This window comes from Aeromonas sp. 600276, assembly GCF_049175815.1.
In the GTDB taxonomy this organism is placed as follows: domain Bacteria; phylum Pseudomonadota; class Gammaproteobacteria; order Enterobacterales; family Aeromonadaceae; genus Aeromonas; species Aeromonas dhakensis.
Genome location: NZ_JAAKVU010000007.1, coordinates 188,155 through 208,826, shown reverse-complemented (window position 1 = coordinate 208,826; position 20,672 = coordinate 188,155). Strand labels below are relative to the sequence as shown.

The 20,672-nt window shown below is 47.8% G+C and carries 14 protein-coding genes and 1 other RNA gene; 8 read left to right on the top strand and 7 right to left on the bottom strand.

Annotated features, from left to right (window positions below; translation table 11 throughout):
* The first annotated feature begins 92 nt into the window (after positions 1 to 92).
* Genes dptF through G5134_RS09575 form a run of 6 tightly spaced genes read left to right on the top strand, consistent with a single transcriptional unit; the run spans position 93 to position 10,403 of the window.
* Positions 93 to 1,712, top strand: coding sequence for a DNA phosphorothioation-dependent restriction protein DptF (gene dptF, locus G5134_RS09600; RefSeq protein WP_026141823.1), 1,620 nt, complete (start codon positions 93 to 95; stop codon positions 1,710 to 1,712).
* A gap of 2 nt (positions 1,713 to 1,714) precedes the next feature.
* Positions 1,715 to 3,043, top strand: a complete 1,329-nt coding sequence (gene dptG / locus G5134_RS09595; protein ID WP_421231984.1) for a DNA phosphorothioation-dependent restriction protein DptG — start codon at positions 1,715 to 1,717, stop codon at positions 3,041 to 3,043.
* Positions 3,024 to 8,129, top strand: a complete 5,106-nt coding sequence (dptH, locus tag G5134_RS09590) for a DNA phosphorothioation-dependent restriction protein DptH (RefSeq protein ID WP_421231983.1) — start codon at positions 3,024 to 3,026, stop codon at positions 8,127 to 8,129. The genes dptG and dptH overlap by 20 nt, the downstream gene beginning before the upstream one ends.
* Positions 8,129 to 8,596 carry a hypothetical protein gene (locus tag G5134_RS09585; protein ID WP_421231982.1) on the top strand — a complete coding sequence of 156 codons (468 nt, stop codon included), beginning with the start codon at positions 8,129 to 8,131 and terminating at the stop codon, positions 8,594 to 8,596. Before dptH ends, G5134_RS09585 begins: the two co-directional genes overlap by 1 nt.
* A 3-nt stretch (positions 8,597 to 8,599) precedes the next feature.
* Complete coding sequence (locus G5134_RS09580; RefSeq protein WP_421231981.1) at positions 8,600 to 9,109, top strand: hypothetical protein; 510 nt, start codon at positions 8,600 to 8,602, stop codon at positions 9,107 to 9,109.
* Between the two features lie 19 nt (positions 9,110 to 9,128).
* Complete coding sequence (locus G5134_RS09575) at positions 9,129 to 10,403, top strand: DNA sulfur modification protein DndB (protein WP_421231980.1); 1,275 nt, start codon at positions 9,129 to 9,131, stop codon at positions 10,401 to 10,403.
* Positions 10,404 to 10,415: 12 nt separating this feature from the next.
* Here G5134_RS09575 and dndE read toward each other — a convergent pair whose 3' ends face one another.
* From dndE to dndB, 4 genes are read right to left on the bottom strand one after another with little or no spacing between them, the layout of a single operon-like run.
* Entirely contained in the window at positions 10,416 to 10,772 is a 357-nt protein-coding gene (gene dndE, locus G5134_RS09570) for a DNA sulfur modification protein DndE (protein ID WP_421231979.1), read from the bottom strand.
* Complete coding sequence (gene dndD / locus G5134_RS09565; RefSeq protein ID WP_421231978.1) at positions 10,765 to 12,744, bottom strand: DNA sulfur modification protein DndD; 1,980 nt, start codon at positions 12,742 to 12,744, stop codon at positions 10,765 to 10,767. The genes dndE and dndD overlap by 8 nt, the downstream gene beginning before the upstream one ends.
* Positions 12,741 to 14,405: a DNA phosphorothioation system sulfurtransferase DndC gene (gene dndC / locus G5134_RS09560; RefSeq protein ID WP_421231977.1), complete on the bottom strand. Its 1,665-nt coding sequence runs from the start codon at positions 14,403 to 14,405 to the stop codon at positions 12,741 to 12,743. Before dndC ends, dndD begins: the two co-directional genes overlap by 4 nt.
* Entirely contained in the window at positions 14,402 to 15,493 is a 1,092-nt protein-coding gene (gene dndB, locus G5134_RS09555; protein WP_421231976.1) for a DNA sulfur modification protein DndB, read from the bottom strand. Before dndB ends, dndC begins: the two co-directional genes overlap by 4 nt.
* Before the next feature lie 98 nt (positions 15,494 to 15,591).
* Between dndB and dndA the strand changes: the two genes are divergently transcribed.
* Both dndA and G5134_RS09545 read left to right on the top strand, forming a co-directional pair.
* The gene (gene dndA, locus G5134_RS09550) at positions 15,592 to 16,716 is read left to right on the top strand and encodes a cysteine desulfurase DndA (protein WP_421231975.1); all 1,125 of its coding nucleotides are present in this window, start codon (positions 15,592 to 15,594) and stop codon (positions 16,714 to 16,716) included.
* Positions 16,713 to 17,534, top strand: a complete 822-nt coding sequence (locus tag G5134_RS09545) for a restriction endonuclease (protein ID WP_211162445.1) — start codon at positions 16,713 to 16,715, stop codon at positions 17,532 to 17,534. The genes dndA and G5134_RS09545 overlap by 4 nt, the downstream gene beginning before the upstream one ends.
* Here G5134_RS09545 and G5134_RS09540 read toward each other — a convergent pair.
* From G5134_RS09540 to ssrA, 3 genes are all read right to left on the bottom strand, one after another.
* The gene (locus G5134_RS09540) at positions 17,531 to 19,558 is read right to left on the bottom strand and encodes a DNA phosphorothioation-associated putative methyltransferase (RefSeq protein WP_421231974.1); all 2,028 of its coding nucleotides are present in this window, start codon (positions 19,556 to 19,558) and stop codon (positions 17,531 to 17,533) included. The two genes, G5134_RS09545 and G5134_RS09540, sit on opposite strands and share 4 nt — an antisense overlap.
* A complete protein-coding gene (locus tag G5134_RS09535) occupies positions 19,552 to 20,097 on the bottom strand; it encodes a hypothetical protein (RefSeq protein WP_156559784.1) in 546 nt (181 codons plus the stop codon). The genes G5134_RS09540 and G5134_RS09535 overlap by 7 nt, the downstream gene beginning before the upstream one ends.
* A 163-nt stretch (positions 20,098 to 20,260) precedes the next feature.
* Positions 20,261 to 20,620: a transfer-messenger RNA gene (gene ssrA, locus G5134_RS09530) on the bottom strand.
* Positions 20,621 to 20,672: the final 52 nt, after the last annotated feature.

Genomic DNA, 20,672 nt, shown 5'->3' with positions numbered 1-20,672 from the left:
CAAGGAGTCATACAAAGACATGTCTTTCTAGTAGTCTCTCAATGATTCAATCGGTTACTATCTTGCTGATATGGAAATGGCAGGGTTATATCGTGAGTTCAATCCCCCTTCGCAAGGCCCTCGGGGTCTTGGCTAAATCTTCTTCTTTCTCGGTCAAGACGACAACACAACGTCAGAGAGATCTGTTTGATGATCTCAAGGATTATCTCTACGTTACGCCCGAAATCGAACATGACTTTGAGAAGTGCCTCCGTTCATTGCAGCCTGGTGAGTGCGTGTTTTTATGCGGCAGTAGTGGTGATGGCAAATCTGAAATATTGTCACGTAGCTATGACCAATATAAAAACAGATGCACTTTCCATCTGGATGCAACCCATAGCTTTTCGCCTCATCAATCAGCAATCGATGCGCTAAACGAACTCTTTGATCGCGCCGGAGATGGGGCTAAACCCCTAGTTGTTGGTATCAACATCGGTATGCTGGCCAACTTTGCCAAAGAAGGGGCTGAGCGGCACAGTGCACTGCGTGGCGTGATTGAGCGCTTCTTGGATAGCGGCGAGAGAACGCAAGGGACATATCACTTTCTGGATTTCGAGTCCTATCCAAAATTTCGTTTTAATGATGACGCAGGCAGCTATTCAAGCTTTATGCGTCAACTGCTCAAGCGGTTAACCCAGCCAACCGATGACAATCTGTTTCATGCTATTGCGCTTGCAGATGAGCAACGTCAACGTGACATGCGCCTCATCGCCAATTTCAGGCTGCTGGCCAATGAGCACGTGCAAGAGATTATCATTACTACTCTGTTCAAAACCCGTTTGATCAAGGATCAATTCATTACGACTCGTGCCTTGCTGGATCTGCTCCATCAGCTTCTGGCCGGGGAGCATTACCTCTTTGACAACCTGTTTCTGGCTAAAGACAGCGAGCTAAGCCTGCGTCTTGCTGACTTTGATCCTGCCCTGATTCATACCCAAGCGGTAGACCAGTTTGTGCTGCGTTATGAGCTGAATCTACCGGATGAGGCTCTGGATGCCTTTATGGACGAGCTGGCAAAACTGGGGATCGTGTTCAACGAACCTCGTGATAAAGCGGGTCAAGCCGCATCTCTTCTGCGCCTCTTTTATCTGCTTAAGGACTGTGAGTTTGGCAATAACTACCATCACCAATTCAAAGTCGATTTTGAAGAGCAGGTACTTGAACACTATGCCACCGTCTGGCTGCAGCATAGCCAGTACCTTGGGGAGGGTGGAAGCCAGCTGGCCTTGCGCAATTTCTATGTGAAGGCGCTGATCCCGGCCATTTTTGTCTATGCCAACCGCAATGCCCCTGAGTTGTCAAAGCGTGAGCTTTCTCTTGGTCAATTTGGCCAGTGTCATGTCGCGGCACCTGTCGAGCTGAAAGCTGATTACAGCGCAATTCAGCGCCAGCATGTCGAGAAACACGATCATTTCAGCGCCTATCTGAAGGTTGATGAGCAGCCCTTGGCACCGATGGCAATCAACCTCAATCTGTTTGAGCTGATCTGCAAGCTCAACAATGGCTATCGGCCAAACAAGTACGACAAGAATGCCATTGTGTTGCTCGATGAGATGGTTGAGCAAATCCGCGCTGTCGCCAAAAAGAGCCCTGTTCTTCACTATTACGAAGGTGATCAGCATTACCGTCTTGGCTTGGATGACGGCATGATCACTGTAGAAGGAACCAGATAGTCATGTCTCTGTATCCAATTCCTGTCGGATTAGCTCCGGTTGATAAAAACAAGCTCACCAACTACTGGCCCATTCGCAACAAAGGCAATGAGTTTGACTGGGATACCGTGACGGGTGTCGTGCTGGGGCTTTCCTTACGCAAGCAGGTGACTGCCTATGAGTTCGAGCAGTTTAAGGAAGAGTGCAAAGTCCGGTTTGTAGGCAAGCTAGATGATCCTGATTTTTGGCAGGTGCTTGAGCGAGCCTATTTTTTAAATGACTCACTCTTTCACATTTCACCTCTGTTCCTGTTGTTTAAGGCCAAAGGGAAGAAGAGTGGACAAGCCGATCTCAGCGCACCAGATACGCGATTGTGCAAATTATTTGCAGGCCTGTTGGGGGATTTCTTTCTTGCAGATGCGCTCGATGACAAGCTCAACTTTGTCGAGCAAGAACTGTTGTCAGTTTTGCAAGGCAGGCTGCAAAGCGGCAGCCTGGTAAAAAATGAGGATGAGCAACCTTATCTGCCGTTTTTGAATGCCGTATTTCGTGAAGATATTCGCTTTTTGGCTGCACATCCCCAATATCTGCTGCAAGCCTTGCCTGGCACACTCAAGCTGTATGCCTTTGCTTACTGTGCTCAGCTGGCGCTGAATGTGACCGACTGGCAACATGAGCCCCAAAGCAAGCCTCTCTACTTTATTCTCGATTCGGAAAAGGCCAGCTCTGAACGTACATCGGTAAAGCGTTCTGGCTACAAGCTGCTGGCTGCGGCCAGCGAGCGGGTTTTCCCGCTACTTTCCGCCCTTGACGTGCTCCAGTTGCCAGGGGATGCCAAGAAAAGACCGCTCTGGCAGGTTTATCGCGATGCCACGGAATATGCTGACCAGACTCAGTTGCTGGAAGATTTGAACAGTTATCTGCAGGCCTTTAGAGAAATCCGTAAATTGCAGTCTGTACGACCTCTCACAAACAGCGTGGCAGAAGCTTTTGAGCAACTCAAAGAGTTGGCTCTGGAGCAATTCCGTGATGCCAATACCTCCCGTGGCGGCGTGAACAAAAAATATGTCAAAGAGCTGGAAGAGAAGCTGCTGAGTGATTTTATTCAGGCCCGAGGGGCCGCTGGCCGCACCCTGGTACTGAATCAGGATCAGCTGTTGCTGTTGACCAATCTCACCATCGGCAAGGCCGACAAGCTGCGCCTGCACGATCTGCGCAAAGGCTTCGAGCAGCGCGGTTTTTATCTTGATAACCAGTCATTGCAGCAACTGGTCAGCTTCTATGAGCGCATGGGCAATGTAGAACGAATGAGTGATAGTGGAGACGCCGTATATGTCCGCAAGACCCTTTGAGCATTTTCTGGCCGAGCGTTTTATCGAGTGGGTCAGTGCTGACATTGAGCCGGGCTCTCGTTACCAGTTCAAATCCCCCAGCGCTGAAAACGGCCTGGTGCTCTATCAGTCACTGGTGACCTTTGCTGCCACAAATACGCTGGCTACGGCCGATGGCATTGACCTGCCATATATAGAGTGCAATGGCGTGCGGGTTTTACCTGTGTTGCATGGTGAGGCTCCGGGATTTACCGAAAACTACATTTCCCGTTTACGTGATCTGGTCGCAGGGCGCAGTGCAGAATTTGAAAAAGCAGCCCTGCTCATTATCCACAACAGCATGCTGGATACCCTGATCAACAGTGCGCTTGATTTGGGGGCGCCCGGTGCGGTCTGGCATCCGGATAGTCTCTCGCAGCAGCTTGGCGCACTGATTGATGTTGGCAGCAGTAACAAGGAGCTGTCAGCCTGCCTGCTTGAAGAGCAACTGGCCCTCATCACCGAAGAGGGGGCGACCGTATTTGGTTTTGCTCCTCTGTTCAGTGCACTTGATCAAGATGGTGTTCTGGAGTTTGATGAGCTCCAGCTATTCAATGATCCGGTCATTTTGAGCTGGAGCGGCAAGAAGGCTCAGATCAGCAAGCGGCTCCAAGCCAACCGCAAGCTGCGGCGCGAGATTGAAGATGCGGTTGAGCATTATGATCTCGATCAGCTTGAGAGTGTCCTGAAAGAGTTCAGCGCCAAATTTATCCGCCAGCATTTCCAGGATGAGAGCTGGCGTGAGCTGGAATTCGAGGCCTACCTCAAAGAGATTGAAGCCAACAAAGCGCAAAAGTTGCTATTGGAAGAGGTGGCCGTTGACAGCGGTTCACTGCAACAAAGAGCCAAGAGCCAGAGCAAGGCGGGACAACGCGATCTGAGCCTGCTGATCCAGCTCCCGCCGGGAGAGAAAACCCTCAACCTCTCTTTCACCTTCATCGGCAATGATCTGGACGAGAGCCAGTTCAAACTGATGCACAATGGGCCGCTCAAAAATGCGGTCACTTACTCTGTCAGCCGTGTCGGAGGTAAACGCTGCTGGGCGACGGTGACCTTGCCCGTCACAGGAGAACCCACCTTTTTTAGCCTTGAGCTTAAACGCGATAACCGCTCCGAAGAGTACAAGTTCCGCTGTCTGGTGGTAGAGCAGGGAGATTTCTATTTCGATGAGTTGCTGCACTGCTTCCGAGTGGATGCGGGCAAGAAGTGGCTGACCCTGCTGCTGGAAGAGAACAAGTTCAAGGTCAACCCAGAGCAAGACGCCATCATGCATCTGGTTGACGATGAGGGCGAAGTGGACTGCAGCACCTGTGGCTGGGTGAACTTTGATACGCTGGCCGAGCAGAGCGAACAGATCCAGTTTGAGCTGGTCAATGGCGAGCGTCGCTTGCCCATCAATATTGAAGGCCCGGCCGCCGATGAGAGTATTTGCGTTCCGCTGCTGTTTGACCGGGATCGTTTCGCCAAGCTGCTCAGAGATGACCGTAACGCCGAGTATCTGCGGGCCAAAGGCAAGATCATTTTTGATAACAGCGAAAGTGGGGTGGCCGGGATCCGCCAGCAGCTGCTGAACCTCGAAGCACGGATGGTTGATGAGCGGGCCTTGTATATTGGTTTGAGTGCCGATCCAATGCCACTTGCGGCGATTAGTGCAAGGTTCCCTGACTTGCATGGCGCTTATGCCGCCCTGTTTGACTATCTGCAACACCATAAAACATTGCCCAGCCTGGTGGCTTGGGGTGACAGCTATTGCGCCCTGGTGCAGCGGGTGCTGGATGCCTACGAAGCGGCGTTAAGCGAGATACCGACCAATGCGGTGTTGGCGCTCGAGCACAAACAGCTGATGCGCATTGGCCTGTGTCGCCAGGATGAGTGGCAACGCCTTAGCCCGCTGCACCCCTTGGTACTTGCCTATCACCTGCAACTGGTGACCGAGATAAAAGCCGATCGCGATGAAGATGGCGTCAGCTCTTTTGCCGAATTGCCAGAGGTGACCCGCGAGCGCCTGGTTGCATCTGGCTTGCTGCCGTTCGTATACGACAATGACTCTGGCTACGCTCATCTGCTACCGGTGCGGGAGAACAGCTTCTGGCTCGACGTAGTGCCACAAAAGCAGGAGAGCTACAGCTACATCAAGCGTCTGGTGCGCGACAAACTGGCCGAGTTTACCCAAGCCTATTCCCGACTGTTCAGTGCCGGGGCCAAGAGCACCCTGATCGTCAATGCCATCAATCAGGCGAGTGCGGCAGAGCTCTTCCTCGGTTTGATCGAACACTTCAAGCTGCACAAAGAGCAAGCGATCGCCATCCATGTGAACTTCTACGATGAGCGGCTGCAATTCAACGATTTCGACCGCTTTGCCGAAACGGCCGCTTATGACGAGCTGAAAACCTGGCTTGGCTTGAACACTACTGCGCTGCGTGCTGAGGCCGATATGCTGATCGACCTGATCCGCAGCCGTCTGACCTACAGCAAGTTCACCCTGCCCAACGAGCGCGAGCAGTTTGCCTATGCCCATCTGGCGTTCTTCCGCAACCAGGAGCCGGTAGAGTGCCATCCCATCAATACCGATGAGGCACTGAGTGGTGTGCTGTGTGATGGTTTGATCGCCGGGGAAGCGGCCGAAACGAAAGGGGCGGCCTATTTCACCGCCTTTGGTCTGCGTGGCGTGCCCTATCAAGGAGTACAGTCGCTGCGGGTGGCCCGCATGCTGGGCAACCTGTGGCAGCCGGCCAGCCAGAGCAATGCCCAGTATTTGGCAACCAGCCTGGGGCTGGCGGTCAGTGCCGATTTCAAGGCTCTGCTGACCCGCTCTTATGACAGCGCACTGTGGACCACCATCATCGATCCCAAGGTGACCCTCGATTTCTTCACCAGTCAGCAGGATGTGGTGCTGATCCACTACTCGGATCAATACACCAGCACGGCCGGTTATGACGCCATCACGGTAACCAAGCAGGTCGACCTCTTTAAACGCTTGTTGCAAAAAGAGGGTCACGGACAAGGGGAGACGCTGCTCTCCGAATTCAATGCCTTCAACGGCGAGTGGCTGCTCAAGATGCTCACGGCCAACGACAAGGAGCGCAAAGAGAAGAACGGCATCATCGGTGCTTACAAGTTTGTCTCGGCCCTGCTGCGGCAATCTGATATCTGCTGGGTCCCCCTCTCCGTGGCCGAGATGATCCGCGTTTCCGGCAATGTTGGCCTCAAGATGAGCGACAGCGAGTTCTCCCGTCAGGTGCATGGGTATCGCAAGGGGGCCATTTCCGATGACGTGCTCTTTGTCGGCTTCAAGGGCAAGCAACTCTATCTGCTGCCTCTGGAGGTCAAGACTGGTGTCAGACCCGACTTTGCCTATGCCGGGCAACAGGCGCTGGAGCTTAAACGTTACTTGATGGAGGAAGTTCTTGGCCCCAATACCCTGGCTGCGCGGCTCTACCGTGGTCTTTTTATTCGCCAGGTGCTGATGCAGGTCGACAAGCTTTGCCTCTATCAGGTGATGCAGTCGGCGCAGCTTGCACCGCTATTGACCGAGCGGGAGTGGTGGCTCAAAGGGGAATATACCCTGGCCAGCGTGCCAGACTATCCCGAAGGCTTTGTGGTCGCCCATATCGAAAACGACAGCTTCTTTGTGCCTCACTACCAGATGACCGAGCGGGGCGTATTGCAGGTTGAACTGCCCTATGCTTTGCTGGGAAGCCTTATTCAGGCCTGCAGTGCCCCTGCGCTTGATGAGCTGGTGACCCTGTGCCATGTAGACAAACAATATCTGCTGGGGCCCAGAGAAGAGGCGGCGGAGCCTGAATACGGCTCTCAACAGCAGCCAACAGAAGGGGGCAATCAAGCTGGGGATATGGCGCCAGTGGCACCAGCCACAGATACCCAAAACACCGATCCGGTTACCCCAGTAGCGGTGGAAACGGGACTGACCGACGAGCCGATAGAGCCCATGCGTATCCTGTTTGGCCACGAGGCGCTGCGGCAAACGCCGCTCTATTGGGAGCCCACCAATACCGCCCGTTTTATGAATACCAATACCGGCATCATAGGCACCATGGGCACCGGCAAAACCCAGTTTACCAAGTCGCTGATCACCCAGCTGATGCGCCAGCAAGACAACAACGTCGAGGGGGCACGGATCGGACTGCTGATCTTCGATTACAAATCTGACTATGTGGATGATACCTTTAGCGAGGCCAACCAGAGCAAGCGGCTGCGGTTGTATCGCCTGCCGTACAATCCGCTCTCGCTCTATGGCGATATGCCGATGCTGCCGGTGCATACCGCGACCGGGTTTGCCGAGACCCTGGCCAAAGCTTTTGGCCTCGGGCCCAAACAGCAGCTGCGACTGCGCAAGTTAATCCTCGATGCCTATGAGCTGGCGGGGATCAGCAGAGCTGACGCCAGCACCTGGTCAAGGCCTGCGCCTACCTTGGCTCAGGTGTGGGATCTCTATCTTGAACAGGAGAAGGTGGAGGAGGACTCTCTCTACGCGGCGCTCGACTCACTGGTCACTTACGAGATCTTTGAAACCATGCCGGATAAGGTGAGCTCCCTGTATGAGCTGCTCGATGGTGTGACGGTGATCGAGCTGGCGGGCTACTCACCCCAGATCCAGAACCTGGTGGTAGCCCTGACGCTGGATCTCTTCTATTCGCAGATGCAAAAGCGCGGCAAGCCGCAAGTCAACGGTGATTATCGCCAGATCACCAAGATGATCCTGGTCGACGAGGCCGACAACTTCATGTCGCAGGACTTCCCCAGCCTGCGCAAGATCCTGAAAGAGGGGCGCGAGTATGGGGTAGGGGTGATCCTCTCAACCCAGGACTTGAGTCACTTTAAAACCGGGGAAAACAACTACGGCTCTTATATTTTGACCTGGGTGGTGCATCGCGTCGCCGAGATCAAGAATGCCGATATCAAGGCCATCTTTAATAAAGATGATAAGACCGAGCAAGAACAATTAATGGAAACCATCCGCAAACTGGATAAGCACTTTAGTCTCTATATCGATGGAGATAAAAAGGTATCTATGATGCGGGATAAGGCATTTTGGGAGTTAATTTAATGGCTTCATTTCCATCAGATATTATTAGTGGGGTGGTTAGCGGTATTGTGACTTCGCTATTTATATGGATATTTATTGAAATAAAAAATAAGAGCTTGCTTCCACTGCTTAGGTCTTGGATGTATCGTGGTGTAATGATTTCTGGAAATTGGCATGCAGAGGTCAATAAACAAGATTGTAATGCTACGTATGTATTATTTATTGAACAGTCAGGATATCAGCTTTTAGGTGAATTCAGTGTTAGTTATAAAACTGATGGTGAGGTTAAAACTGGAAGTTATAAACTAAAAGGAGTCATTTCTGATGGTGTTGCTTCATTTTTAGTTGAAAATAGAAGTCTTGGTACTAGTGGGTCTCTAGTATTGAAGGTTGTAACTGGGGCTGGAGCAATGGTTGGACTGTTCACATATAAAGGTTCATCTTGCGAAAGAATAACAAGTGAAGAACTGACATTCAATAAGAAATAAGATATGGATAATGTAAATCACTCCAAAAAAATTGAAATATCATTACCAGTAGAGTTCATGCTGGATAAAAAGAAAATTCTTGATTTTAGACGAACATTTTCTGATATAGGTGACAAACTTATTTTTGATGTGGATAACAGAAATGCTGAACTACCACCTCAAATGGCACTCTATATATTAGTTTGGAATCCTGATTTATCGTTCGAGTTGGATGACATGACATCCATGAACTTCAATTATATAGTCTATGTTGGGTTAAGCCATAACATCCGTGATGAGTTTTTAAGTGGAGAACTTAGTGACCTGAATGAAAACATTGCTGTTCATCGTGATGCAAATAATAAAAATTATAAACAACATGCTAAAAATTTCAAAAAGTTAATATGCTGTTGTTTATTTGGTGAAAGGGATGTATTGGAAAAAATGAAAGGATTGATTAATGATTTATTTTGCCCATATGGTAATCAGATTAGAATCAATGGTTCATTTGGGTTGACTGAAAAAGCATTTTAATTAAAAGCGAGGAAATTAAATGTCAAATAGAACTTTAATACCAGCATTGAAAGCACATGTAGGTGATTGGGTTTACTTTGTTTGTGTGATGAAGTATGGGCAAGTCGCAAAAGAAATAGAGTTTGCACATGAATTAAATGGTAATAACCAACTTGGGCAACTTATTCAAAGAGGTATATCTGATAGAACCAAAGAAATCACTGAATATATATTGAACTCAAAGCATAGATTTCTTGGCTCATTAATTGTAGCTGCTTGGGGGGGGGATCCTAAATATACGCCTGTTCGTATGGAGCAAACAGAACATGTTTCTGGTATAGATAGTTCTTTTGGTCTTTTGACTTTTGATGGAACACAGAGATATTTTGCTCTTGATGGGCAACATAGACTTAAAGCAATAAAAGACGCGATTAAACTTGATGATTCTCTGACATCTGAAGAAATCAGTGTTATTTTGGTTAGTCATCAAAAAACAAAAGATGGTCAGCAAAAAACTAGGCGTCTCTTTACCAATATAAATAAAAATGCAAAAAGTACGTCTGTTAGTGAAAACATAGCACTTGATGAAGATGATGGGTATGCCATTATCAATAGATGGTTGATTGAAGGGCACCCTATTTTATCGGAACAAGATAGGGTTGCAGTTTTTACTAAAGCTGGTGATAGTGGGGAATTATCAATAGCATCTAGCGTCAAAGATAGTGATAGAAAGGCAATTACATCGATTAAACAGCTTTATGAAATAATTAAAGCAATAGGATATGGTTCATCAATTGATAACTTATCAAAAGCCGCAAGACCCAGTGAAGAGCAGCTAGATGAGGCTTATGATTTTATATCAAAGCGAATCGATGAGCTATTAATTTCCTGTGGAGACATCGTCAAATTAATTAGTGATAATCATGACTTGCGACTGCTAAGAAAATCCAAATTAAATCCTGGTTCTGAACATCCTTTTTTAAAGGGGATTATACAGCGGGCAATATCAAGTGTTATACGCCAACTTTTAGAGGAAAATAGAGTCTCTTGGGAGTTTATTCTTAATAAATTGGAAGATTTACCTTGGACTCTTGCGAGTTATCCATGGTGCAGTGTCACAACTATGAATGAATCAGGCATAAAAATGTTGACCCAGAGAGATTATCAACGTTTGCTTGAGGATTTGCTCATATGTCATATTGCGCCTCGAACAAAAGCTGAGATTAAAAAAACTAGAGAACGTTATAAAGATCTTAAAATGTCAGATTATGGGGTTGCCGCAAGTGAGTTAGAAAAAAATTTAATACAAAGCTAATTTATGGGGCAGCTATAGCTGCCCCATAAAATCATCAATTTTTAATATCCGGGCATGTAAATAAGAAATTCCACGGTGAATATGAATTTTAATCCAATTGTCATATTCATTTGGTGATAACTCATCATTATGGAATTTCATCATGATTATATTTATATAAATTTTATCATACTCTCCAGAGAATGTTTTCCAATTTATCTCAACAGAACTATCGGCTTTGATATCCTCGAATGGTGGGGCAGACTCTTCAGCTAAAGAAAGGCATAAAGCCCATCGGCAAAGCACATTCCAGTTCTCTATACCTGTCTTGCGCTTGATAACAATTAGCTGCTGTTTAGCTTTTTCTGATAAACGAATATTATCAATCATTATTTCTCTCCGGGAAATATCCAGGATTTATCGTAGAGGTAAAATTCTGTTCCTCGAAACAAATATGATACTCCTTGGCAATATAAGGCTTGAGTTCCTTATAGTATTTACCTTGGATCTCTTCATCGGTCGATAAAAGAATGACCTGAGATGCTGCTTGTGGGAAATAGTGCTTGATTAGATGGCTTCTATGCTGTCCATCAAGACGTCCCATTGGGGTGTCAATAATTGTTGGTAACTCTTTTCCTGACTCGTCAGCTAGCCCCCATAAGACGGCTATTGCCAGCAGCTGCCTTTCACCAGCGGAGAGTCTAGCAGGGGAGATAGGTTTATTATCTTGTGCATAAAGAGTTAACACAAATGTATCAGTATTGATTTCAATCTTGGTGATTAGGCTGTCTTTACGTTTGACCTGATTAAACTTGGAGATAATCTTGGTTTGTAGCTTATCAATATTATCTTTGATGAGATCTGTTTTAAAGGAATCCACAATATCTTGTAGTCTTCCCATATGAGCAAAGAGTTGTTGCTGCCGCTGCTGCTCAAAATCGATGGCATTACCTTGTACTCGAATTGAGGTAACCTGTATTTCTGCCTGCTCGATATCTGTTGCCAATTTTTGTGCGGCTACAAGTAAATCCTCTTTTTCTTTTTTAGCCTTGCCAAGTTCATTATCTGCTTCTACTGAGCGTGTAATGATATGCTCAACAGATGCTAACTCAGGAATGGCAGCGAGTTGCCGTTCTACGAATTGCAGCTTTTCATATAACTTTTCTTTTTCCTGAATTAGTGACGACGCTTCCTGTTCTTCGGCTGCGATCCGTTCAGCAAGGCCATCGAAAATTGCAGGGCTACTGTTTAAATAGCAGGGTTCCGAGTAGAGCTGATCAGAAGCCTCTCTCTCTTTAGATAACTCGGTTTGCAAAGACTGGATAATACTTTGCTCTGTACCTCGTTCATTTAATAATCCAAATATTTTATTCTCTTGGTTAATAAGTAAAGAGCGAGCGGTATGATAGCGTTTTATCTCATCTTCTTTATAAAGCTGAGATTTGGTCTGTTCTATTAATGAAGAGACGAGCTTCAAAGGCAAGGCCCCTGCAGCAAGTTTGATCAACTCGCTATTGATGCCATCTATCTTTGTTGAAATTTCAACTTGTTGACGAGAGAGCTCATCTTTTTTATGTAAAAGATGAGCGCCATTATCTTTCAGTTGTTGTCGCCAATAGGCTACTTCCGCTTCTCTATCTAGAGTCTGTTCATCTATATCAATTAGGTTATTATGTAATGTGTTTTTAGCTTCCCAAAAGGCTTCAAGCCGAGCTTCAGCCTCTTCCAGTTTCACCTTTTGCTTGGGATCCAGCAGCTGGTTTTGACCTCGTTTTTTCAGCACATCAAGGTCAATATTGAGCTGTGACAGCAATTCAAGACCGAGCAGACTTTCGATACCCGTCTTTACCAGACTGGCAGAACGAGCGGGATCTGCAAGATGTTCAATCTTTTCACCATCAAAAAAGAACAGTTCAGACAGTGATTGCGGGATAAATTCATTGATAAATTCTCCCCAATGCTCGCTCAATAGTGCATCTGGATGACCGTTATGACTGACGACAACTACTTCCTTGCACTCTTTGTCAATCTCCTTCTCCCAAGCTCGATTTATTTCATAAGTATGATCTTTACCGAGAATGGTATGTCTGAAGCGAAGTGAGAGAGAAGCTTTTTTTTCAGTTGCGTAACGGTTTATCGCCTGCTCCAGATATGCTGGATAGCTAAGGCGACCACGATTGGAGCATTTGGCATGTTTGCCATAAAGAGCCAATTGCAAGGCATCTAAAAAGGTTGTTTTACCACCGCCATTGAGTGCACCAAAGAGGATTATCGGTCTTTTATGATCGGGGCTATCAAGGTCAACCTCATGGCGTCCTTTATAGATACCAAAATTTTCTAACACGAGTTGTTCAAAAATCATGCTGATAGCTCTTCAATATCAATTTGTTCATCTTCCAAGAAATGACTATTGTTCGTCAAAGCAAGTTGTAGCTTCTCATTTTCCCACAATAGTTGTTCTTTATCCTGCTCAGGTAAATTGGGCTGTAATAGTTTTATTTTGTTTTCATTGAGTTTTCTGTTCAGTGCAAAGTCTCTGGCCTCTTTAATATTGTTGAAGGCCATAGTTTGCAAGCTTGTGTCCAGCTCTTTATATAGATTTGCACGACGCAACATATTGCTATGCTTATCTTCGATCGAGATCAGTGTTCTAATCTGCTCATAGATTAAGCCATCGGGATCATTGTACGTGGAGCATTTGTTTCTCAATTTTTCCATTATATTGCTATTTAATAAACTATGATGTGAGCGTTTGGCTCCGGGATATTTTTTACCCAGCGTGCGTTCATAAATATGAGGAACGCTATCTTCAACCTCGTGTTTATCTTCCAGCCATATATGGCGAATCGCTTCCAAATCTTCCAAAGAGAGTAACTCTAGGTTGCGAACTTCATCTGGACCTATCTCTTGTACGAGTTTTTGTGCTTCGAGCACTTTTTGGAGCATGTGTTCTCTAAATGGCTGCCGATAAGGACCACGAACCAGATCCGCACCATATTCATTGATATGAACGGTCAAGGAGCCATTCATTCGACGAAAATCACGACGCTCCTTGTCTGCTTGTATTTTTTTACCTTTGTGCTCTTTATTTGAATCATTAATGTCGATTTCGTTGCGGAGCTGCAGGAGAGGCAACATCCACTCTTTTTCAGTGTCATTTTGAATCATTGCAGCCATAGATTTATCTTCACCTACCATGGTACAGACATAACAGCCAAAACGACTATCTCCACAACTAGGTGTTGACTTATCAACGACGAGAGGGCATTCACCATCCGCAGTTGCACCTTGATACATACCAAGTAGCTCTTGATTTTTAAAACCCCATGGATTTTTAAATTGCATCAGGTATTGCCAGACATCGTCATTACTCCAGTCGGCGATAGGAGTATATATCCAGACACGATCAAGCTGTTTGTTAACAGTTAATCCAACTGCGCTACGAGTATTATCTTCTCTGTTTTCGTAACTTTCCATTGTTGCTGCTCTTGTCGCGCTTTCCGCTTTCCGCGTGCCAAGAACAAGAATAGCCTCACCGTTATTTTTAACGACTGTCTTAATAAAGTTATTAGATGGACTGATTTTGAGTCGATCGGTACACCAGCGAAACTTATAGCGAGGCGCAGGGTAACCACGACCAATCAGATTGACCCAGAAGCGATCTTTTACTTCTGGTGTCAGGCGATGTGGAATAATATTTAAGTGTTGCTCAGCTACCGCTTGTCGCATCTGTTCCAATGAGCGTCCTACCCACATGGCAACAATCGGATTTTCAACAAGCGTGTCAGTACTGATCACATGGACAGGTTTATTAGCTTTACCTTCGGCATGCAGTTCCTGCATGGCATACCACACTAGCTGGAGTATAGCGGTGGAGTCTTTACCACCACTGTAACCAATTACCCAGGGGATCTGATCACTAAGATAAAGTGATTTGGTGCGGTCAACCAAGAACCGAATTGTCTCTGTAAACCCGGCTGTATCAAATGCTGAACGGGAAGGGGTATGTATTTCGGTACTCATGCCTTACCTTTTCTAAATAGATATTCAGCTTGTTCCTCTCCTTCAGAGAGGGGGAGGCCAAGGTGTTGTTTGATCAGTGTTGCAGTTAATAACGTCGTATTTGATGTCTTTTGAACACGGCCAGCGATTAGAGCCCGACCTTCCCATATTTCTGCATTTTGACGTAGCCAATCTAGTGTCAATAGCCCAGATAGGGATTGCTTCAGGTCATAATTCTTTTCAAGAAGAGTCTTACCAGCCAAACCTAATGCGTGCAGTGTTACGGCATGGCTATGGATAAAGTCTTCACGAACTTCCCCAGCAGTCAGTTTGGATAGCCTGACAAGTTTCCATTCTGGTATGACATGATCTACTTCATTCCAAAAACGGCATGCCTCACGGGTCGCTTTAGTTATGTCGATGCTTTCCCAATTGCTAAACAAGGCATGAGTTGCCTGATGAATAGCGCTAAGAGTAAAGAGTTTGCGGGAGCGTTTACCAAGTTTGTTTTGCTCCATATCGACAATCCCTTTAAAGGCTTTGGATTTGGACGCAACAGCCCGAGCGACAGCTGCACTCTTATCTCGTTGGTCGTATGCGATGGCCAGAGATTTGCTGGCTTTGACCTGATTCTGATTGAGGTCTGTAAACATCTGCTGTGAACGAGCTAATCCCTGATCGAGGAAAAAAACCACAGAGATGCTTTCATCTGCCAAGGATGGATCTTCTTTTAGGGCTGCTTCAATCGCAGCTCTGCGATGTTGTCCGTCATTGATGATAAATTGTGCGTCCAACCCAATTCTGAGGGCCCCGATACGGCTCGCTTCACCACTGGTTCCCATTGGTTCAAATCTCACATCTCCGTCAATCGAGGCGGTGATGGCAGAAAACACGTAGGAATCTCTATTGCGAACTATATAGTCAGCCATCACCGGGATCCGCCCTACGTTGAGGGTTCTCTGTGCGCGCAGTTCAGGCGAGAGATCCTCATCATCAAACCTGAAGATGCGTGGCAATAGCTTGAGAGGACACATTGACACGTAGTACTCAGAGCCCGCCTGGATACCACGAATTGCTGGAAAAACGAACTCAAAGGAGGGTTCAAACATGGTAACCTCTTGCGCTCCACACTGTATGTGACACCATGTCGATGGGTTCGAACAAAAGTCGTGTGTACGTACGAACATTGAAAGAGGTGGCAAGGATAATGGCAGTTTACTTGGATTGCAATGCGACAACACCGGTTTCTTCAGGGGTCGCAGAGGTTGTCATACGCTATATGACTGAGGAATATGGCAATTCTGGGAGCCGTACTCATGAGTTCGGGGTTGTAGCAAAGCAAGCTGTTGAGAGGGCGAGAGGGCAGGTTGCAGCTGTTGTTGGTGCTGACAAGTCTGATGTCTATTTCACCAGCGGTGCAACCGAAAGCAACAATTTAGCTATTTTGGGACTGGCTCAATATGCGGAACAACAGGGACGCAAACATATCATCACAACTCCTATTGAGCATAAGGCTGTATTGGAACCAATTGCTCAACTTGAGGCTAAAGGATTTGAGGTCACGTATTTGCCGATGGATTCTTCAGGCATGGTGGATCCTGCGCATCTTCGTGATGCATTGCGCCCCGACACCGCGCTGGTTTCGATCATGCACATTAATAACGAAACTGGGTCTATTCAGCCAATCAGCGAGTTGTGCGAAGTGCTTACTTCCCATGATGCTTTTTTCCATGTAGATGCGGCTCAAAGCTATGGAAAATATTCTGAGGTTCTTGAAGATCCACGTATCGACATGATCAGTGTCAGTGGTCATAAAATGTATGCTCCAAAAGGTGTGGGTGCTTTGTTACTGAAGCGGCGCAATTTTAAAAGGGCACCTCTTACCCCGCTGATGTTTGGTGGTGGGCAGGAGAGAGGCTTGCGCCCAGGCACTCTTCCTGTTGCCTTGATTGCAGGTTTAGGTCAAGCCTGTGAAGAAGCCAAACGCGATAGCGAGCAGCGTCGTCGTTATTGCGAGCAGATCAAGGAGCAATTACGTTCTGCCCTTCGCCCGCTCGGGTGTATTGAAAATGGCCAGAACACGGCTAGTCATGTTTTGAATGTCTCAATTCCTGGGATCAACTCTGAAGCGGCACTCGTTGTGCTTAAAGGTATCGTTGCGTTATCGAATGGTTCTGCATGCACCTCTCAAAGCTATGTGCCCAGCCATGTCTTGATGGCTATGGGTCTAGATGAAGAAAGAATTGAAGGTGCGATACGGATCTCTTGGTGCCACATGACAAAAGACATACCATTGGTAGAACTTGTTGATCGGATTAAGAAATTACAGTGACTAATCGAACCATCGTTGAAGCAGCTAAGCAGGCTTTGTTATTGATTGGGCATTCTGCCTCGGTAGATGAGGTGTATGACGTAATCGTGACACATCAGCTATATGAGTTTGGGGCCAAATCACCTCACTCGGTGATTCGTGTCACCATGGATCGCCACTGTGCCAACAAGTCACTAGGTTCCATGCATAAGCAGCGTTTTTTCCAAAAGAACGATGATGGGTCATATGAGCTGCTGTCAGATGTGAAAGAAGTCCTACAGCCTGAACAGAATACCTCTTCTTCGGAACAGCAACGCTCTGCTCAGGAAGTTGAGAACTATATAGAGCAGATCCTTGATTTGGCTGCTGTCCAGCGTGAGAAAGTAAAAGCTGAAATTTTAAGCAGCCTGCGGAGCTTTTCTCCTGAGCAGTTTGAATCGTTTTGTCGCTTATTTTTATCAAAATATGGATTTACTCGTATGGAGTTAACATCTCGTGGTCGAGATGGCGGCATTGATGTAAGAGGATTGTTGAAAATGGGGCTTGCTGAAATGCGCGTAGCAGTGCAATGCAAGCGATATGCAGAAGATAATAAGGTTGGGCGTCCGTCAGTATCTGCATTTCGGGGTGATATTACCGGCGACTTTGAGCAGGGAATATTCATGACGACCAGCGGATTTACCAAAGAAGCTGAGGAAATTTCATTCAAGCCTGGCTGTGTGCCTATTATTCTGATTGATGGTGAGCAACTGGCAGATATTATGATAGATAAAGGAATTGGTGTTCAGCGCCAGCTCATTGATGTATTTGATTTTGATGCCTCATTGTTTATCAATTAACGTTTTTTGCCTCGATGTATTCGGTAACCAATGATTTTCATATCAGCATGATCTAATGCACTGTTAAATTGGGAGCGGCTCAGGTTGAGGTCCTGAGCCAAGTCTACTGATAGTAATTTGCTCAATCTTTGCTCCAGTGCTCGTTGTGCCTTGAAGCTCGGATCATCCGGTGCCATCAGATAGCTTTTGTTGAGCAGTGGTGGCCGGGTCTGCTCATTGATGTAGTCAAAGAAATCGACCTCCTGCTCGGCCATCTTGATCTTGACCCGCTCCACCAGATGGGGGATGGGCTTGCTGAAGTCGTCATACCCCATCAGGCTCACCTTGCCTGAGCGGATGTGCAGCTTGATCACGTCGATATCGGTCAAGTCACCGTAGAGCTGGCAGGCCGCCCCGAGGTAGACACGCAGCAGCGGCGGTAATTGCGGAATAAAGCATTTGTGCAGCAGCAGTGAATGGCTGGGATAGAGCAGGCTGTTGGGGAGCTGTTGATGGGCCAGCTCGCAGGCCTGGTTGATGAGGGCGATATCCGCAATCTGGTAGAGCAGTGCTCTGGCTGCCTGTTGTGCCTGCGGGTTGCCACCGAAAAAGGCTTTGATATCCCGCTGCAGCTCGCTGGGATACTGGGTATAAGCATGGCGTTTACCAAACAGGTTGAGTGCCAGGTAGACCTGCAAATCTTGCTGCCGTTCCAGCTCGGCCTGCTTTAACTGGGCAAGGTCAAAATGCTGGCCAAGCAGGGTCATGGCTTTACGATGGCTGCCTGCTATCTCTCTTAACTCATCGCTTTGTTCAAATTCGTCATTGGCCGGGATTCGGCCAAGGGTCAGCGCCCGTTGCCAGAAGGCTTCAAACAGTGGTTGATGGCGAGTGATCAGCAGTGCTGCTGCGGCCTGGTGGTTGGGCGTGGGCGAGGTCAGCTGCTGCCAGCTGTGGCTTCTGCGTTGACGCAGTGCCAAAAAGCGTTGCTCTTCGAGCTTGTCTTTGAACACATAGAAGATGCCTGGCCCCACGGCAATGGCATTTTCATCCAGTGTTCTGTCTATGTAGTGCTTGAGCTCGCTTTGGTTGTAGTAGCGCTGAAAGGTGTTGCGCGAGGTGATGACGCCATCTTTATAAGGGGTGAACTGGGCAATAAAGCTGTCGTTGGCCAGCATGGCCGAGACAACCAGCAGTGTTTGGGTCAGCTCCCAGGCACCGAGCAGCGCTTCCATTCGCTCATCTTGATCCTCAATCACATTGATCACAAAACCGAGATTGACCAGATGGGAGACCACCTTCTCGCCATCTGGGCGAAAGTTCGGGTCCCAGCCCAGCGCGTCAATACCGTGTGCTTCCAGTTCCCGCAGGTCATCCCCCCGGCCGCAACCGTAATCAAACAGCGCATAGTCGCCGTTGAGATAACCATGGCGTGCCAGCATCTTTATGGGGGTCGAGAGTTCATGGCGAACCAGCGCCGTTTTATGGCGATCAATCTGTGGGCCACCCTCTTCAGGCGGCAGGGCGGAGGTGCGAAACAGGCGTCCATCAACCAGTTGGTAGCCATGTCTTGCGATAAGGCACTCCCACGATGCTTTGAAGCCAATCATGTGGGGATGATTGTAAAGTCCCGCCAACTCTCCCTCTTCGGTGACCTGGCGACAGCTCTCTGCCTGTGGGTGATCGGGGGTCAGCATGCACTCTTTGCGATGCAGAATGGGGGGATTGTCTTGGCTGTCGTAGCAGGTAACGGTATGGCTCAGTTTGGCCAGATCAACGGTCACGCTCTGCTTGAGGCTGGGGTAGGCCTCTTCGAAGAAGGTGGGGTAGCTGAGCAGGGATAGCCGAAAGTCCTGCTTTGCCAACTTGACTAGATCCCATTCACATTCCGGCAGTTTGAGCGCTTGTGCCACCGCACATATAAAGCGGTAGAGCTGTGGGCTGGTCGTGGCCAGGGTCTCTTTGTGCAGATAGACCGCGTCAGGCAGCACTTTTTTGTATGGCAGGGCTGCGACCAGTTGCGTGAAGTGCTCGGGGGTCAGCATCGGCACACTCCTTTGAGTTGGGTGAGTGTCAGCCGCTTGGGAATTCGCCTTTCATGGTGAGTGGTGAGTTCGACCAAGGCACGGTTTTGTTCGTGCCCATAGCTGATATGCAGTGGCCGGTCTGGGCCATAGAGATAGAGACGATCAAACGGGGTGTGCTGCGCCAACCAAAGGGCTACCTGATAGCTGTTTTTCCCTGGGTATATCAGATCAACCGCGGCCCCTTGCCGAGGACAGACAACTCTTCCTCGCTGATTGAGTTCACAGGCCGCATGTTGATCCAGTGTGGGAGCTATTCCGGGGGAGGCGTTGGAAAGAATAGCTTTGCGCAGTGTTACCCCGCAAAACCCATAGGTCAGCAATGGGTGGCCAAATGCTTCTACCAGCGGATCGAGAATATGCGTTGCCAGTTCACGGTAGGCCAACCAGCTTTCGGTTTGTTCCGGCAAGTTTGGGCACTGGAGGCGTTGCCAGGTTTCACCACAGTGAAACAGCATCTCGAAGGTGAAATGTTGGCTGCAGGCATCCTCTAAGCGCATGACGAATCCTTATGAACCAGTGCGTTATATTACTGGTTTTGCCTTCACAGTAGAGCCATCAATCCGTGAGAGTGATCTCGAAAAGCCAACAGGTTGGGTCTTTGTGAACAACATAGACAAACAAAAAGGGCCACCTCTTGCGAAGTGGCCCTTTCCAAACGTTTGGTGGAGCTGGGGGGATTTGAACCCCCGTCCAAAATTACTACATCCTTGGCACTACATGCTTAGTCACTCTTTACATTCGCCAACCCGCTGCGGAGAGACACGCCACGAATTGACTAGCTCGATTGGTTTTAATGCTTCCGCCCCGAGCAGGACTTCCACACGATCCTGTGAAGGATGACCTTCCGATTCCCTAGGACACAGGCAAGCTAGGGTAGAAGGGCTCTGCGCAGGTTATTAAGCTGCCAGTGCGTAGTTTTCGTCGTTTGCGACTATTTTTTTGCGGTTTATTAACGAGGCCTACCGCACCTCGGCATGCACCTTGGGTTTCGTGAATCTTGTCGAATCCAGAATCAGCCCCAAGTTGTTAAGAGGGATTGTACGCAAAAATCCTGCCATGGCAAGGCGTTGAT

What these genes read in the sequence shown, in the direction of transcription:
- dptG (WP_421231984.1), top strand. Translation starts at nt 1,715, where the DNA reads ATGTCTCTGTATCCAATTCCTGTCGGATTAGCTCCGGTTGATAAAAAC.
- dptH (WP_421231983.1), top strand. Translation starts at nt 3,024, where the DNA reads ATGTCCGCAAGACCCTTTGAGCATTTTCTGGCCGAGCGTTTTATCGAG.
- G5134_RS09585 (WP_421231982.1), top strand. Translation starts at nt 8,129, where the DNA reads ATGGCTTCATTTCCATCAGATATTATTAGTGGGGTGGTTAGCGGTATT.
- G5134_RS09580 (WP_421231981.1), top strand. Translation starts at nt 8,600, where the DNA reads ATGGATAATGTAAATCACTCCAAAAAAATTGAAATATCATTACCAGTA.
- G5134_RS09575 (WP_421231980.1), top strand. Translation starts at nt 9,129, where the DNA reads ATGTCAAATAGAACTTTAATACCAGCATTGAAAGCACATGTAGGTGAT.
- dndE (WP_421231979.1), bottom strand. Translation starts at nt 10,772, where the DNA reads ATGATTGATAATATTCGTTTATCAGAAAAAGCTAAACAGCAGCTAATT.
- dndD (WP_421231978.1), bottom strand. Translation starts at nt 12,744, where the DNA reads ATGATTTTTGAACAACTCGTGTTAGAAAATTTTGGTATCTATAAAGGA.
- dndC (WP_421231977.1), bottom strand. Translation starts at nt 14,405, where the DNA reads ATGAGTACCGAAATACATACCCCTTCCCGTTCAGCATTTGATACAGCC.
- dndB (WP_421231976.1), bottom strand. Translation starts at nt 15,493, where the DNA reads ATGTTTGAACCCTCCTTTGAGTTCGTTTTTCCAGCAATTCGTGGTATC.
- dndA (WP_421231975.1), top strand. Translation starts at nt 15,592, where the DNA reads ATGGCAGTTTACTTGGATTGCAATGCGACAACACCGGTTTCTTCAGGG.
- G5134_RS09540 (WP_421231974.1), bottom strand. Translation starts at nt 19,558, where the DNA reads ATGCTGACCCCCGAGCACTTCACGCAACTGGTCGCAGCCCTGCCATAC.
- G5134_RS09535 (WP_156559784.1), bottom strand. Translation starts at nt 20,097, where the DNA reads ATGCGCTTAGAGGATGCCTGCAGCCAACATTTCACCTTCGAGATGCTG.